This window comes from Sphaerotilus uruguayifluvii (genome assembly GCF_013294065.1).
GTDB classification, from domain to species: domain Bacteria; phylum Pseudomonadota; class Gammaproteobacteria; order Burkholderiales; family Burkholderiaceae_C; genus Sphaerotilus; species Sphaerotilus uruguayifluvii.
In genome coordinates this window covers 20536-35979 of record NZ_JABSNM010000007.1, presented here as the reverse complement: position 1 = coordinate 35979, position 15444 = coordinate 20536, and the positions used below count along the sequence as shown (strand labels likewise).

The window sequence follows — 15444 nt, the reverse complement described above, 5'->3', positions numbered from 1 at the left end:
CTCCGTCAGCCCCGGTGCCGCGCAGCGCGCTCACCCTCCAACCGTCCACCCCGTCACTCAACCCACACAAGGAAGAGCCATGAAGAAATCCCTCGTTCTCGCCGCCGTGCTGCTGGCCACCGGTGCCGTGCAGGCCTCCGGCACGCTCGACAAGATCAAGTCCAGCGGCACGATCACGCTGGGCGTGCGCGAGTCCTCCGGCGCGCTGGGCTTCACGCTGGGCGACGGCAAGTACGTCGGCTTCCACACCGAGATGGCCGAGCGCGTCGCCTCCGACCTGCGCAAGAAGCTGGGCCTGTCGTCGCTGACGGTCAAGTACCAGCCGGTGACCTCGCAGAACCGCATCCCGCTGGTCGAGAACGGCACCGTCGACCTCGAGTGCGGCTCCACCACCAACAACGCCGCGCGCCAGAAGCAGGTGTCGTTCGCGGTGACGACCTATGTCGAGGAAGTGCGCATCGCCGTGAAGGCCAGTTCGGGCATCACCTCGATCGCCCAGCTCAACGGCAAGAACGTCGCCACCACCACCGGCACGACCTCGGTGCAGCTGCTGCGCAAGCACGAGAAGGCCAACGGCGTCGACTTCAAGGAAGTCTTCGGCAAGGACCACGCCGACAGCTTCCTGCTGCTGGATTCGGGCCGCGCCGACGCCTTCGTGATGGACGGCCAGATCCTGGCGGGCAACATCGCCAAGTCGAAGAACCCGAAGGACTTCCGCATCGTCGGCGAGGTGCTCAACGTCGAGCCGATCGCCTGCATGCTGCGCAAGGACGACACCGAGTTCAAGGCCGCGGTCGACGACAGCATCAAGGGCATGATCAAGAGCGGCGACCTGGCCAAGCTCTATGACAAGTGGTTCATGCAGCCGATCCCGCCCTCCAACACCGCGGTCGGCCTGCCGCTGTCCGAGGCCACCAAGGCCGCCTGGGCCCACCCCAACGACAAGCCGGCCGAAGAGTACGCGAAGAAGTGACCCTGAAGGCGGATCCGCCCGGTCCGGGCGGGTCCGTCCATGCTGACGATGAAGAACGAGGAGAAAGCTCTTGGCTGACTGGGACTGGCAGGTCTTCTGCAGGAACACGATCGACGGCGAGGTCGTGCCGCGCTGCTTCGGCGATGGCGGCGACATCACCTATCTGGACTGGATCATCTCGGCCTGGGGCTGGACGGCGTCCGTCTCGCTGCTGGCGCTGGCGGTGGCTCTGCTGTTCGGCTGCCTGATGGGCATCCTGAGAACGACGCCCAATCGGTGGCTGGTGCTGCTGGGCGACGCCTGGACGGAGCTGTTCCGCAACATTCCGGTGCTGGTGCAGGTCTTTCTCTGGTACTTCGTCATCCCGGAGCTGGTTCCGGCCCTCAAGCAGATCCCGAGCTTCCTGCTCGTGGTGCTGGGCCTGGGCTTCTTCACTTCGGCGCGGGTGTCCGAGCAGGTCAAGGCGGGCATCCAGAGCCTGCCGCGCGGCCAGCGCATGGCCGGCCAGGCGCTGGGCCTGACGCTGCCGCAGACCTACCGCTTCGTGCTGCTGCCGATGGCGCTGCGCATCGTCATCCCGCCGCTGACCAGCGAGAGCATGGGCATCGTCAAGAACTCGTCCGTGGCCTTCTCGGTCTCGGTGGCCGAGCTGACGATGTTCGCCCGCCAGGCCCAGGAGGAGACCTCGCGCGGCATCGAGATCTACCTGGCGGTGACCGCCCTCTATTTCATCACCTCGATCCTGATCTACCAGGTCGCCCGGGTGATCGAGCGCCGGATGCGCATCCCGGGCACGATCGGCGCGGGCAAGTGAGCGCGGCCGAGGACTTCCCATGCAACTCGACTTCTCCTTCCTGAACGCGGAGATCCTCTCCGCCTACGTGTCCAAGGGCCTGCTGTTCTCGGTGCAGCTGACGCTGGTGGCGATGATCGGCGGCATCGTGCTGGGCACGCTGCTGGCGCTGATGCGCCTGTCGGGCAAGCCCTGGCTGGAGGCGCCGGCCGCCGCCTACGTCAACACGATGCGCTCCATCCCGCTGGTGATGGTGATCCTGTGGTTCTTCCTGCTGATCCCGCTGCTGATCGGCCGCCCGATGGGCGCCGAGCTCTCGGCGCTGGTGACCTTCACGCTGTTCGAGGCGGCCTACTACTCGGAGATCATGCGCGCGGGCATCCAGTCGGTGCCGCGCGGCCAGGTCTACGCCGGCTACGCGATGGGCATGAGCTACCGCCAGACGATGCAGCTGGTCGTGCTGCCGCAGGCCTTCCGCAACATGATCCCGGTGCTGCTGACCCAGACGATCATCCTGTTCCAGGACACCTCGCTGGTGTACGCGATCGGCGCCTACGACCTGCTCAAGGGCTTCGAGAGCGCCGGCAAGAACTTCAACCGTCCGATCGAGACCTATCTGGTCGCGACGCTGGTCTATTTCGCCATCTGCTTCTCGCTGTCGATGCTGGTCAAGCACCTGCAGAAGAAGATCGCCATCATTCGCTGAATTCCTGATCGAGGACTCCCATCGTGATCGACATCAAGAACGTCTCCAAGTGGTACGGCAGCTTCCAGGTGCTGACCGACTGCACCACCTCGATCCAGAAGGGCGAGGTCGTCGTCGTCTGCGGACCCTCGGGTTCGGGCAAGTCGACGCTGATCAAGACGGTCAACGCGCTCGAGCCGATCCAGAAGGGCGACATCGTCGTCGACGGCACCAGCATCACCGACCCGAAGACCGATCTGCCCAGGCTGCGCTCGCGCGTGGGCATGGTCTTCCAGCACTTCGAGCTGTTCCCGCACCTGTCGGTGACCGACAACCTGGCGCTGGCGCAGGTCAAGGTGCTGGGCCGGACCAAGGACGACGCGGTCAAGCGCGGCCTGAAGATGCTCGACCGCGTCGGGCTGATGGCGCACAAGGACAAGTTCCCCGGCCAGCTCTCGGGCGGCCAGCAGCAGCGCGTGGCCATCGCGCGGGCGCTGTCGATGGATCCGATCGTCATGCTGTTCGACGAGCCGACCTCGGCGCTCGACCCCGAGATGGTCGGCGAGGTGCTCGACGTGATGGTGCAGCTCGCCAACGAGGGCATGACGATGATGTGCGTGACGCACGAGATGGGCTTCGCGCGCAAGGTCAGCCACCGCGTGATCTTCATGGACAAGGGCCAAATCATCGAGGACTGCACCAAGCAGGACTTCTTCGGCAAGCCCGAGGAGCGCTCGCCGCGCGCCAAGGAATTCCTGTCGAAGATCCTGAACCACTGAACCCCGCCGAACCCCTGATCCGCACGCCTTGACTGCCGCGCCCTCGCGACTGTTCGGACCGCGCCGGCCGCTGTGGCCGGCGCTGCGCCAGCTGCTGGTGCTGCTCGCGGCCTTCGCGGCGGTGGCACTGTCGGGCTGGACCGGCTTCGTCCTCAGCGAGCGCCACGGCATGGCGCTGATGCGCGAGGACGCCAACCACCGCCTCGACCTGTTCGCGTCGGCGGTGCAGGGCATGATCAAGCGCCTGGAGCACATCCCGGCGACGATCCAGCTCAACCGCGAGATCCAGGCGCTGCTGCTGGAGCCGCACCATGCGCTGCGGGTCAGCGCGGCCAACAGCTACCTGCGCCGCCTCAACGCCCACCTCGGCAGCCTGGCGGTGTTCGTGCTCGACGAGCGCGGCATCGTCGTGGCCAGCAGCAGCGACGAGATCGGCGACGACAGCCACCTCGGCGAGGACATGTCCTTCCGCCCCTATTTCCAGGAGGCGCTGTCGGGCCAGGTCGGGCGGCACTTCGCCATCGGCGCGCGCACCCACCAGCCGGGCTACTTCGTCTCGCACCCGATCCGCGACGGTGCGCGCATCCTGGGCGTGGCGACGATCAAGATCAGCCTGGAGCCGATCGAGCAGACCTGGGAGATGCTGGGCGCGCCGGCGCTCCTGGCCGACACCAACGGCGTCGTCATCCTGTCGTCGCGGCCGGAGTGGCGCTACACCACGCTGTCGGACCTGTCGCTGGACCAGCGCGTGGACCTGCAGATCACCCGGCTCTACGACGAGCACGCGCTGCCGCGCTTTCCGCTGCCGGTGAGCCTGGGCAGCGGCGACGACGAGGAGGTCGAGGGCGTGCTGCCGCCGGGCGTGCTGCCGCCCGAGGACGGCCTGCGGCCGACCCGCTCGAGCACGCTGGTGCTCGGGCGTGCGCTCGACGGCATGGACTGGCGGCTGATGATCTTCCCGGACCTGCGCGGCGTGCGCAACCAGGCGGTGCTGCACAGCATGCTCTCGGCGGTGGCCGCCGGCTTCGTGCTGCTGCTGGCGCTGTTCCTGAACCAGCGCCGGCGCAGCATGCGCGAGAAGCTCGAGGCCAAGCAGCTGCTCGAGCGCGCCAATGCCGAGCTCGAGCACAAGGTCGCGCGGCGCACCCGGGCGCTGACCGAGACGAACGCGCGGCTGCGCCGCGAGATCGGCGAGCGCGAGCAGGCCGAGCAGACGCTGCGCGCGGCGCAGGACGAGCTGGTGCATGCCGGCAAGATGGCCGCGCTGGGCCAGCTCGCCACCGGCATCACGCACGAGCTGGCGCAGCCGCTGGGCGCGATCCGCACGCTCGCGGGCAATGCGGTCGAGTTCCAGCGCCGCGGCGACCAGAAGGCGGTGTCGGGCAACCTGAACATCATCACCCGGCTGGCCGACCAGATGGGCCAGATCATCCAGCCGCTCAAGGGCTTCGCGCGCAAGTCGGCCGCGGTGCCGGCGGCCACCGACGTGGCCCATGCGGTGGCCAACGCGCTCTTCCTCTACGACCAGCGCCTGCGCCGCGAGGGCGTCGTGGTGCGCAACGACTGCGTGCCCGGCGAGGTCGTCGCCTGGTGCGACCCGAACCGGCTCGAGCAGGTGCTGATCAACCTGATCGGCAATGCCGCCGACGCGATGAAGGACAGCCCGGTGCGGAGGCTGACCATCTCGGCCGGGCGCGACGCCTCGGCCGCGCCGGGCGACGCGCCGCTGCGGCTCGATGTCGCCGACAGCGGCCCCGGCGTGCCGGAGGCGGTGCGCGCGCGCCTGTTCGAGCCCTTCTTCACGACCAAGGAGGCCGGCGTCGGCCTCGGTCTGGGCCTGGCGATCTCGCGCGACATCGTGCGCGAGTTCCACGGCGAGCTCGAGGCGAGCAACCGTCCGGAAGGTGGTGCATGCTTCACGCTGCGGCTGCCGCTGCCTCCGGGCGATGCGGCGGCCGACCCCGACACGGTCTCGCCTTCCATTTCCTGATCCCATGACCCGCGAACTCTCCGTTCTTGTCGTCGAGGACGACTTCCACATGCAGCTCGGCTGCGTCCAGGCGCTGCAGCTCGCCGGCCTGTCGGTCGAGGCGGTCGATTCGGCCGAGCAGGCGATGGGCCTGATCACGCCCGGCTTCGCGGGGGTCGTCGTCACCGACATGCGCCTGCCCGGCGCCGACGGCCTGTCGCTGGTGCGCCACTGCCACGGGCTGGACGCGGACCTGCCGGTCATCATGATCACCGGCCACGGCGACGTGACGCTGGCGGTCGAGGCGATGCGCAGCGGCGCCTACGACTTCATCCCGAAGCCCTTCTCGCCGGAGCTGCTGGTCGAGGTGGTGCGCCGCGCCATCGAGAAGCGCAGCCTGACGCTGGAGGTGGCGACGCTGCGCGCGGCGCTGGCCGGGCGCGACGGGCTGGAGGGCAAGCTGGTCGGGCGCTCGCCGCAGATCCAGCGGGTGCGCCGGCTGATCTCGGAGGTCGCCGGCTCGCCGGTCGACATCCTGATCCACGGCGAGACCGGCACCGGCAAGGAGGTGGTGGCGCGCGCGCTGCACGACTTCTCCGGCCGCCGCGCCGGGCCCTACGTGGCGCTGAACTGCGGCGGCGTGCCCGACAGCCTGCTCGACAGCGAGCTCTTCGGCCACGAGCAGGGCGCCTTCACCGGCGCGCAGAAGCGCCGCATCGGCAAGATCGAGCATGCCGACCGCGGCACGCTCTTCCTCGACGAGCTGGAATCCATGCCGCTGCCGATGCAGATCAAGCTGCTGCGGGTGCTGCAGGAGCGCGAGATCGAGCGCCTGGGCTCGAACCAGCCGCTGCGGGTGGACGTGCGGGTGGTGGCCGCCACCAAGGACGACCTGATCGCGCGGGCGCAGGCCGGCAGCTTCCGCTCCGATCTCTATTACCGGCTGAACGTGGTCACCATCGAGCTGCCGCCGCTGCGCGAGCGCCGCGAGGACATCCCGGTGCTGCTCGACCACTTCATGGTGCTGGCGGCCAGCCGCTTCAACCGCCCGCCGCCGAACGTCACCACCGAGCAGATGCACCGGCTGATGGCGCACCACTGGCCCGGCAACGTGCGCGAGCTGCGCAACGTCGCCGACTGCCTGGTGCTGGGCGTGCGCAAGGACGAGCTGCTCGGCCCGCCGCCGGCCGATCCGTCCGAGTCGGGCGAGGGCGCCGGCGAGGACGGCCTGTCGCTCGCCGACTCGGTCGACAGCTACGAGCGCAGCCTGATCGCCGCCGAGCTGCGCCGCCAGCAGGGCAACATCGCCCGCACCGCCAAGGCGCTGCGCGTGCCCAAGACCACGCTCAACGACAAGATCCGCAAGCACCGGCTGCAGGCCGGGGAGTGAGCCCCTCCACGAACAGGTCGATCGCCGCGAAGGCGTCGCGCAGCTCGTCCGGGCCGGTCGGCGTCGAGGTCGCCCGCGACAGCAGGCCGTCGATCAGCGCGATCATCGCCACCGAGGCGGCGCGGCTGTCGAGCCGCGCCTCGAAGCGGCCCTCGGCCAGGCCGCGGCGCACGATGGCCTCGGCCTGGGTGCGGAACGTCTCCATCGCCTCCAGATGGCGCTCGAAGGCGGCGCGCATCTCCTCGCTGTATTCGGTGCGGTGGATCGCGATGGTGAACACGCGCCGCGTGCGCTCGTCCTCCAGCATGCGCTCGAGCGGCTGACGCGCGAACTCGCGCAGCGCCTGCGCCGCGTCCGCCGCCTGCGCGTCGAGCGTGCAGGCCTCCTCGCAGGGCAGGCAGACCCGCTCCATCATCGCGTTGAACAGGTCGGCCTTGTCCTGGAAGTGCCAGTAGATGGCGCCGCGGGTCACGCCGGCCGCCTCGGCGATGCGCTGCAGCGAGGTGCGCGTCACGCCCTCGCGCAGGAACACCTCCTCGGCGGTGTCGAGCAGCCGCTCGCGGGTCTCGGCGGCCTCTTCCTTCGTCTTCCTTGCCACGGTCCTGTCTCCATGCGGGGGCGCGATCGTACGTCCATCGCGCGGTGCTTGCCACATACATTCGTGATTGTATGTATGATGCGGCCATCCTGATCGTTCTCAAGACCCGAATTGCCTGGACAGCCTGAGATGAACGCTTTCCCCGAGATGAATTCCCGCGTGCGCCGCCCGGTCGGCGGCGCGCGTGCGGCCGCGACGCTGGGCGTCGCGGTGCTGGCGGCCGTGCTGACGGCCTGCGGCGGTGGTGCCGACAAGCCGGCCGGCGGTGCCGGCGCGCCCGGAGCGGGCGGGGGGGCGGCGCCGCCGCCGCCGGCCGTCGGCGTGCTGACGGTCGAGTCGCGGCCGGTGGCGATCCGCAGCGAGCTCTCCGGCCGGCTGGAGGCCTGGCGCACCGCGCAGGTCCGCGCCCGCGTGGCCGGCATCGTGCAGAAGCGGCTGTTCACCGAAGGCGGCAGCGTCCAGGCCGGGCAGGCGCTGTTCCAGCTCGACGACGCGCCCTACCGCGCCACGCTCGACAGCGCGCTGGCCGCGCAGGCCAAGGCCGAGGCCAATCTCGCCCAGGCCCAGGCCAACCTGGCGCGCAACGAGCCGCTGGCCGCGGCCCGGGCGATCAGCCAGACCGAATGGGTGGCCACGCAGACGGCGCTGAAGCAGGCCCAGGCCGACGTCGCCACCGCCAAGGCCGCGGTGACCACCGCGCGGCTCAACGTCGACTACGCCCAGGTCAAGGCGCCGATCTCCGGCACCATCGGCCGCGCGCTGGTCACCGAGGGCGCGCTGGTCGGGCAGGGCGAGGTCACGCAGCTCGCGCTGATCCAGCAGACCGACCCGATGTACGTCAACTTCACCCAGTCCGCGGCCGAGGTCATGCGCCTGCGCCGCGCGGTCGAGGCCGGCCGGCTGGGCGAAGGGGGCGGGCGCGGCGCCGACGTGCGCCTGGTGCTCGACGACGGCAGCGAGCATCCGCAGCCCGGACGGCTGCTGTTCTCCGACCTGTCGGTGGACGCCACCTCCGGCCAGGTGACGCTGCGCGCCGAGGTGCCCAATCCGAAGGGCACGCTGCTGCCGGGCCTGTTCGTGCGGGTGCGCATCGCGCAGGCCGAGGCGCCGCGCGCGGTGCTGCTGCCGCAGCAGGCGGTGACCCGCGGCAACGCCGGCGACACCGTGCTGGTGGTGGGCGAGGGCAACCTGCCCGCGCCGCGCCCGGTGAAGATCGGCGGCGCCAACGGCGCGAACTGGGTGGTGCTCGAGGGCCTGAAGGACGGCGAGCAGGTCATCGTCGACGGCTTCCAGAAGATGCGGCCGAAGTCGCCGGTCACGCCGGTGCCGTGGGTCGCGGCGTCCGGCCCGGCCGCGGGCGCCGCCCCGGCCTCCGCTCCCGCCATGCCGATGTCGCCGGCCGCGCCGGCCTCGGCGGCCAGCCGCTGACCGGCCAGGAGAGACGACACGATGTCTTCCCGATTCTTCATCGACCGGCCGATCTTCGCCTGGGTGATCGCGCTGTTCATCCTGGTGCTGGGCGGCGCGGCGGTCACGAAGCTGCCGGTGGCGCAGTACCCGACGGTGGCGCCGCCGTCCATCGTCATCTCGACCGCCTATCCCGGCGCCTCGGCGCAGGTGCTCGAGGACAGCGTGCTGGCCGTCATCGAGCAGGAGCTCAACGGCGCGCCGAACCTGATCTACATGGAGTCGAGCGCCGACGCCAGCGGCGCGGGCTCGATCACCGTGACCTTCGAGCCCGGCACCGATGTCTCGATCGCGCAGATCGAGGTGCAGAACCGCCTGAGCCGCGCCACGCCGCGGCTGCCCTCGGCGGTGACGCAGCAGGGCGTGCGCGTCGACAAGGCGCGCTCGAACTTCCTGCTGTTCGTCATGCTCACGTCGAAGAACCCGGCCTACAACCCGGTGGCGCTGGGCGACTATGCCGCGCGCAACATCCAGCCCGAGCTGCTGCGCGTGCCCGGCGTCGGCCAGGCCCAGCTCTTCGGCACCGAGCGCGCGATGCGCGTCTGGATCGATCCGGCCAAGCTGGTCGGTTACGGCCTGGGCACGGCCGAGGTGGTCAACGCGATCCGCACCCAGAACGTGCAGGTCTCGGCCGGCTCGGTGGGCGGCACGCCCAACCCGGCCGAGCAGAGCTTCTACGCCACCGTCAGCGTCTCGGGCCAGTTCACCTCGGTGGAGGAGTTCGGCCGCATCCTGCTGCGCGCCAACGCCGACGGCTCCAGCGTGCGGCTGAAGGACGTCGCCCGCATTGAGCTGGGCGGCCAGGCCTATGCGACCACCTCGCGGCTCAACGGCGTGACCGCCACCGGCGTGGGCATCCAGCTCGCGCCCAGCGGCAACGCGCTGGCCACCGCCAAGGCCGTGCGCGCGCGCATGGCCGAGCTGCAGAAGTTCATGCCCGAAGGCGTGAGCTACGAGGTGCCCTACGACAGCTCGAAGTTCGTCTCGATCTCGATCGAGAAGGTGATCCACACGCTGGCCGAGGCCATCGCGCTGGTCTTCATCGTGATGTTCCTGTTCCTGCAGAACTGGCGCTACACGATCATTCCGACCATCGTCGTGCCGGTGGCGCTGATGGGTACCTTCGGCGTGATGCTGACGGCGGGCTTCTCGATCAACGTGCTGACGCTGTTCGGCATGGTGCTGGCGATCGGCATCCTGGTCGACGACGCGATCGTCGTCGTCGAGAACGTCGAGCGCATCATGGCCGAGGAGGGCCTGAGCCCGGCCGCGGCCACCCGCAAGGCGATGGGCCAGATCACCGGCGCCATCATCGGCATCACCGTGGTGCTGGTGTCGGTGTTCGTGCCGATGGCCTTCTTCAGCGGCTCGGTGGGCAACATCTACCGGCAGTTCTCGCTGTCGATGGTGGCCTCGATGCTGTTCTCGGCGCTGATGGCGCTGACGCTCACGCCGGCGCTGTGCGCCACGCTGCTCAAGCCGATCGACGGCGGCCACCACGAGAAGAAGGGCTTCTTCGGCGCCTTCAACCGGGTGTTCAAGCGCACGACGCACGGCTACGAGGGCCTGGTCGCGCGCATCATCCGCAAGGCCGGGCGCTATCTGGTGATCTATGCCGCGGTGCTGGCCGGCGTCGGCCTGCTCTACACCCGGCTGCCGACCTCCTTCCTGCCCAACGAGGACCAGGGCTACCTGATCGTCAACGTCCAGCTGCCGCCGGGCGCCACCGTCAGCCGAACCGAGGCGGTGCTGAAGCAGGTCGAGGGCTTCTTCCTGAAGCAGCCCGAGGTCGACAAGGTCGTCGGCGTGACCGGTTTCAGCTTCTCCGGCTCGGGCCAGAACGCCGCGCTGGCCTTCGTGCCGCTGAAGGACTGGAGCGAGCGCCAGGGCGCCGCGCACACCGCGCAGGCGCTGGCCGGCCGGGCCTTCGGCGCGATGATGCAGATCCGCGACGCCTTCGTCTTCCCGCTGTCGCCGCCGCCGATCCCCGAGCTGGGCACGGCCACCGGCTTCAGCTTCCGGCTGCAGGACCGCGCCGGCCAGGGCCACGAGGCGCTGCTGGCCGCGCGCAACCAGCTGCTGGGCATGGCTGCGCAGAGCAAGGTGCTCGCGGGCGTGCGCCCGGACGGCCTGGAGGACGCGCCGCAGGTCAAGCTCGACATCGACCGCGAGAAGGCGGCGGCGCTGGGCGTGGGCTACGACAGCATCGCCTCGGTGCTGGCCACCGCCTTCGGCTCGACCTATGTCAACGACTTCCCCAACGCCGGGCGCCTGCAGCGGGTGATCGTGCAGGCCGACGCGCCGGCGCGCATGGCGCCGGAGGATCTGCTCAAGCTCAACGTGACCAACGCCCGGGGCCAGCAGGTGCCGTTCTCGGCCTTCGCCAGCACCCGCTGGGTGACCGGCCCGGTGCAGACGGTGCGCTACAACGGCTATCCGGCGATGAAGATCTCCGGCGACGTGGCCCCGGGCCGCTCGACCGGCGAGGGCATGGCCGAGATGGAGCGTCTGGCCGCGCAGCTGCCCGCCGGCTTCGGCTTCGAGTGGACCGGCCAGTCGCGTGAGGAAAAGCTCTCGGGCTCGCAGGCGACCATCCTGCTGGCGTTCTCGATGCTGGCGGTGTTCCTGTGCCTGGCCGCGCTCTACGAGAGCTGGTCGATCCCGGTGGCGGTGCTGCTGGTCGTGCCGCTGGGCATCCTGGGCTCGCTGGCCGGGGTGTGGATGCGCGACATGCCCAACGACGTCTACTTCAAGGTCGGCCTGATCACCATCATCGGCCTGTCGGCGAAGAACGCCATCCTGATCATCGAGTTCGCCAAGGACCTGATGGCCGAGGGCAAGGGCCTGCTGGAGGCGACGCTCACCGCCTGCCACCTGCGCTTCCGTCCGATCATCATGACCTCGTTCGCGTTCATCCTGGGCGTGCTGCCGCTGGCGATCTCGACCGGCGCCGGGTCGGCCAGCCAGCGCGCGATCGGCACCGGCGTGATGGGTGGCATGATCACGGCGACCGTGCTGGCGGTGTTCCTGGTGCCGGTGTTCTTCGTCGTCATCCGCCGCCTGTTCCCGGGGGGGCACGACGTGCCGCATGCCTCGGGGCAGTTCAGCTCGGCCGCCGATGCCGAACTGGCCGCTCTGCTGAAGGACGACAAGAAGTGACCGTCGACATGATCTCCAACCTGATCTCCACGAACCCTCGCTTCCTTTCGCGGAGCTCGACGCTGGTGGCGGCGCTGGTGCTGGCCGGCTGCACCAGCCTGGCGCCGCGCCACGAGCGGCCGGCCGCGCCGGTGCCGGGCGAGCTGCCGCTGCCGGCCTCGCTGGCGGCCTCGGCCCCGGCCAGGGCGGCCTCCACCGCCTGGCCGGACTTCCTGACCTCGCCGCAGCTGCAGCAGCTGGTGAAGCTCTCGCTGGAGCGCAACCGCGACCTGCGCGTGGCGGTGCTGAACGTGCAGCGCGCGCAGGCGCAGCTGGGCGTGACCCGCGCCGACCGGCTGCCGACCGTCGGCGTCGGCCTGAGCAACGCGGCCTCGCCGAACGCCTCCACCGGCCAGCAGGTGCACACCTACACCGCCGGCGTGCAGCTCAGCGCCTGGGAGGTCGACCTGTTCGGCCGCATCGCCAACCTGGGCGAGGCCGCGCAGGCGCAGGTGCTGGCCAGCGAGGCGGGCCGGCGCAGCGCCGAGCTGTCGCTGGTGGCCGGCGTGGCCTCGGGCTGGCTGGCGCTGGCGGCCGACACCGAGCTGCTGGAGACGACGCGGCGCATCGCCGACAGCCGCGAGGCCTCGATGAAGCTGGCGCAGCTGCGCTTCGACAAGGGCGCGGCCTCGTCGGTGGAGCTGCAGAGCGCCCGCACGCTGCTCGAGCAGGCCCGCGCCAGCCGTGCGCAGCTGCAGCGCCAGCGCGACCAGGACCTGAACGCGCTGACGCTGCTGGCCGGCGGCCCGGTTCCGGCCGAGCTGCTGCCGGGCGCGACCGCCTCGGCCTCGGCCGGCGCGATGCTGGCGCCGGTGCCGGTCGGCCTGTCGTCCGAGGTGCTGCTGCAGCGCCCGGACGTGATCCAGGCCGAGCAGCAGCTCGCCGCGGCCAATGCCAACATCGGCGTGGCGCGAGCGGCCTTCTTCCCGCGTCTGACGCTGACCGCCAGCGCCGGCCAGGCCTCGACCTCGCTGTCGGACCTGTTCAGCGCCGGGCATTTCGCCTGGACGATGAGCACGCAGCTGCTGGCCACCGTCTTCGACGCCGGCCGCAACAAGGCCAACCTGGACAGCGCGAAGATCTCGCGCGACATCGCGGTGGCGCAGTACGAGAAGTCGGTGCAGTCCGCCTTCCGCGAGACCGCCGACGCGCTCGCCGGTCTCGACACCTGGCGCGACCAGCTCGCCGCGCAGCAGGTCCAGCTCGACGCCGCACGCGAGACCGCGCGCCTGGCCGAGCTGCGCTACCAGAACGGCGCCGCCAGCGAACTCGAGCGCCTCGACGCCCAGCGCAGCCTGCTCGCCACCGAACAGGCCCTGGTCCAGACTCGCCTGGGCGAGCAGCTCAACCGGGTGACGCTGTGGAAGGTGCTGGGCGGGTAAACGCCGCCCAACGGAACCCAGCCGATCCGTGATCTTTTCCGCGGCCGGTCTGTCGAGAGGCAGACCGGCCGCTGTGCTTTTGGGTGTGACCGTAGACGAAAAAAGTGGCAGTCCTTATGCTGGGCGGGTCAAATAATCATTGATTTGATACCAGGGAATAAATCATGCCTAGCGAAAAACCAAATCAGGAAGAAGTAAGAAATCTACGCAAGAAGAGAGGGATTTTTTCGGCTTCGCCGGAAATAAATCTATATGCTGAAATTCATTCACAATGTTGTAATGCAGTTGATGGCGGTTATACGGACTTTGGTCGGGCAATAAATTTATTAAAATATTTAAATGAAAACAAAATTATTGCCGATATATATCCAAATAATGTACTGTTGTTGTTTTTGAAGAGCCGCTGTTCGTCACCTGATGATTGGAATGGTGATGCTGAGCATGATCTGTTGAATTTTATTATGGCATTTTATTGTAGTGAAGAATTTTGCCGAGGCGAGGTTGTTCCCGCGAGGAATATGTGCGAAGCGTTTCGTGAGTTAAATCTGATGTCGGTGGATTTGATTGATTGGTTGCATTCTTTTCATTTGAGCAAATGTAAAGATGAAATTGATCTTGCTGATAAATTTGTTGGCTTTACTGGAAAATTTGAGATGTTTTCTCGTGCGCAATGTTTTTCTGAGGCGAGACGGCGCGGAGCAGTTCCTTGCAATCCTGCACCGTATATGGACTACTTGTTTGTCGGGAATGATTTTGAAAAATATTCTGTCGTTTCTTCAAAAATTGAAGATGCTATTTTTTATCGACGATTATATGGTGCGCCACTAATCCTGCGCGAAATGGATTGGTTGTTTGCTATTGGCGCTTGTTGATCTGCTGTCTGGTGTATTTTATGAAAAACATTAATTTTTTTGATGGTTTCCAGTGGGCTGTGCCGGAGTCATTTTCTGACGCGGTAAATTTGTGTAATTTTGAAGAGGGGGATATTTTTTATGACAACAAATCACCTTATCTGGATGATTGGTCGACTGCTTGCCAAAAAATAGGGCACTCAATACAGGTTAAGGCTGCTTACAGTGGATCACTTCCCGCAGGCGCTTCTGATGCGCAACAGTTTTCTGTTAATTGGGGTGCAGAGGTTCGCTTGGATTTATTCTTGAAACAAAAAAGAACATCGCCAGGTCAAATACATACTACGCAGGGGAGGCTTTATACCGCCCTGTGGCGGGGGGATTTAAAAATACTCGATTCGGCTGTTCCTGCTCCGGTTCCTCCAATTAGATTGAGGGATGCTGGAAAATCAATCATTAAAGTGTCTGACGCTATTTCTCAGTATGCTGACGGTGGGGTTGCATTTGCAATGATGTATGATAGGTCAAGTCCTGTTTCCAGGTCGAAATTCAATAAGATTGTCGGCGTTCTTGATGATGTAATGATTGGCGGCCCTGTTCTCGTGAATCCTTATTTGGTTGACTTTGATTCTGTAGATATGTTCGCGCCAACAATTGTTTTGGCTATATTTCGGGTCGGTCGTATGTCTTGCCATGACTTGCATGAATCAATCAAGAAAGCTGTTTATGTTCCTGCAAAAGATGCAAAAAGGGATATGTTCAGAATTTCGGCGCACGGCATAATTGTTTCCGCTGAAACATAAATATGTTTTTTTGATGATTTTGTAATGCGGCTCAAAATCCCTCCGCCCCTCGTCGCCCTGACCCTGGCCGCGCTGCTCTGGCAGGTCGCGGTGTGCTGGCCGGTGCCGGCGGGGATGGTGTTGCCGCGAGAGGCGCGGCTGATCGGGGCGGTGCTGGCGGGCGGGGTGGGGCTGGCGCTGGATCTGGTGGGCGTGGCGGCCTTCGTGCGGGCGCGCACCACGGTCAATCCGATGCGGCCGCAGAACACCCGCGCGCTGGTGCAGACCGGCCTCTATGCGCGCAGCCGCAATCCGATGTATGTCGGCCAGGCGCTGATGCTGGCCGGCTGGGCCGGCTGGCTCGGGCATCCGGCCGGGGTGCTGGCGCTGGTCGCGCTGGTGGCATGGCTGAACCGCTTCCAGATCGCGCCGGAGGAGCGCTGGCTGCGCGAGCGCTTCGGCGCGGAGTTCGATCGCTACTGCGAGCGGGTGCCGCGCTGGCTCTGACACCGCGGCGGCGGCGCCGGTGCAGGCTTGCCCTGCGTGAGCGGTCCCGCCGGTTGTGGTTGAATGCAGA

13 protein-coding genes are annotated in these 15444 nt (G+C 67.3%); 12 read left to right on the top strand and 1 reads right to left on the bottom strand.

The window, feature by feature from the left end; all coding sequences use genetic code 11:
* Nucleotides 1–79 precede the first annotated feature (79 nt).
* The 6 genes from HNQ01_RS09360 (at nt 80) to HNQ01_RS09335 (ending at nt 6589) form a co-directional block, all read left to right on the top strand.
* The gene (locus HNQ01_RS09360; protein WP_173805118.1) at nt 80–973 is read left to right on the top strand and encodes an amino acid ABC transporter substrate-binding protein; all 894 of its coding nucleotides are present in this window, start codon (nt 80–82) and stop codon (nt 971–973) included.
* A gap of 70 nt (nt 974–1043) precedes the next feature.
* On the top strand, nt 1044–1787 hold the full coding sequence (locus HNQ01_RS09355; protein WP_173805117.1) for an amino acid ABC transporter permease: 744 nt from the start codon (nt 1044–1046) through the stop codon (nt 1785–1787).
* A 19-nt stretch (nt 1788–1806) separates the two neighbouring features.
* On the top strand, nt 1807–2472 hold the full coding sequence (locus HNQ01_RS09350) for an amino acid ABC transporter permease (protein WP_173805116.1): 666 nt from the start codon (nt 1807–1809) through the stop codon (nt 2470–2472).
* Nucleotides 2473–2495: 23 nt separating this feature from the next.
* The gene (locus tag HNQ01_RS09345) at nt 2496–3230 is read left to right on the top strand and encodes an amino acid ABC transporter ATP-binding protein (RefSeq protein ID WP_173805115.1); all 735 of its coding nucleotides are present in this window, start codon (nt 2496–2498) and stop codon (nt 3228–3230) included.
* 28 nt (nt 3231–3258) lie between these two features.
* Nucleotides 3259–5220: a sensor histidine kinase gene (locus HNQ01_RS09340; protein ID WP_217427477.1), complete on the top strand. Its 1962-nt coding sequence runs from the start codon at nt 3259–3261 to the stop codon at nt 5218–5220.
* 4 nt (nt 5221–5224) lie between these two features.
* Nucleotides 5225–6589, top strand: coding sequence for a sigma-54-dependent transcriptional regulator (locus HNQ01_RS09335; RefSeq protein ID WP_173805114.1), 1365 nt, complete (start codon nt 5225–5227; stop codon nt 6587–6589).
* Here HNQ01_RS09335 and HNQ01_RS09330 read toward each other — a convergent pair.
* A complete protein-coding gene (locus HNQ01_RS09330; RefSeq protein WP_173805113.1) occupies nt 6546–7187 on the bottom strand; it encodes a TetR family transcriptional regulator in 642 nt (213 codons plus the stop codon). The two genes, HNQ01_RS09335 and HNQ01_RS09330, sit on opposite strands and share 44 nt — an antisense overlap.
* Nucleotides 7188–7316: 129 nt before the next feature.
* On the opposite strand from HNQ01_RS09330, the gene HNQ01_RS09325 reads away from it, so the two are divergent.
* The 6 genes from HNQ01_RS09325 to HNQ01_RS09300 all read left to right on the top strand — a co-directional run bounded on the left by HNQ01_RS09325 (nt 7317) and on the right by HNQ01_RS09300 (nt 15374).
* On the top strand, nt 7317–8615 hold the full coding sequence (locus HNQ01_RS09325; RefSeq protein WP_286180637.1) for an efflux RND transporter periplasmic adaptor subunit: 1299 nt from the start codon (nt 7317–7319) through the stop codon (nt 8613–8615).
* Nucleotides 8616–8636: 21 nt separating this feature from the next.
* A complete protein-coding gene (locus HNQ01_RS09320; protein WP_173805112.1) occupies nt 8637–11813 on the top strand; it encodes an efflux RND transporter permease subunit in 3177 nt (1058 codons plus the stop codon).
* Entirely contained in the window at nt 11810–13234 is a 1425-nt protein-coding gene (locus HNQ01_RS09315) for an efflux transporter outer membrane subunit (protein ID WP_353621676.1), read from the top strand. Before HNQ01_RS09320 ends, HNQ01_RS09315 begins: the two co-directional genes overlap by 4 nt.
* A 164-nt stretch (nt 13235–13398) precedes the next feature.
* A complete protein-coding gene (locus HNQ01_RS09310) occupies nt 13399–14106 on the top strand; it encodes a BRCT domain-containing protein (protein WP_173805111.1) in 708 nt (235 codons plus the stop codon).
* 20 nt (nt 14107–14126) lie between these two features.
* A complete protein-coding gene (locus HNQ01_RS09305) occupies nt 14127–14888 on the top strand; it encodes a hypothetical protein (protein WP_173805110.1) in 762 nt (253 codons plus the stop codon).
* A gap of 114 nt (nt 14889–15002) precedes the next feature.
* Nucleotides 15003–15374 (top strand): methyltransferase family protein, encoded by a 372-nt coding sequence (locus HNQ01_RS09300; protein ID WP_173805109.1) that lies wholly within the window; start codon nt 15003–15005, stop codon nt 15372–15374.
* The last annotated feature ends 70 nt before the right edge of the window (nt 15375–15444 follow it).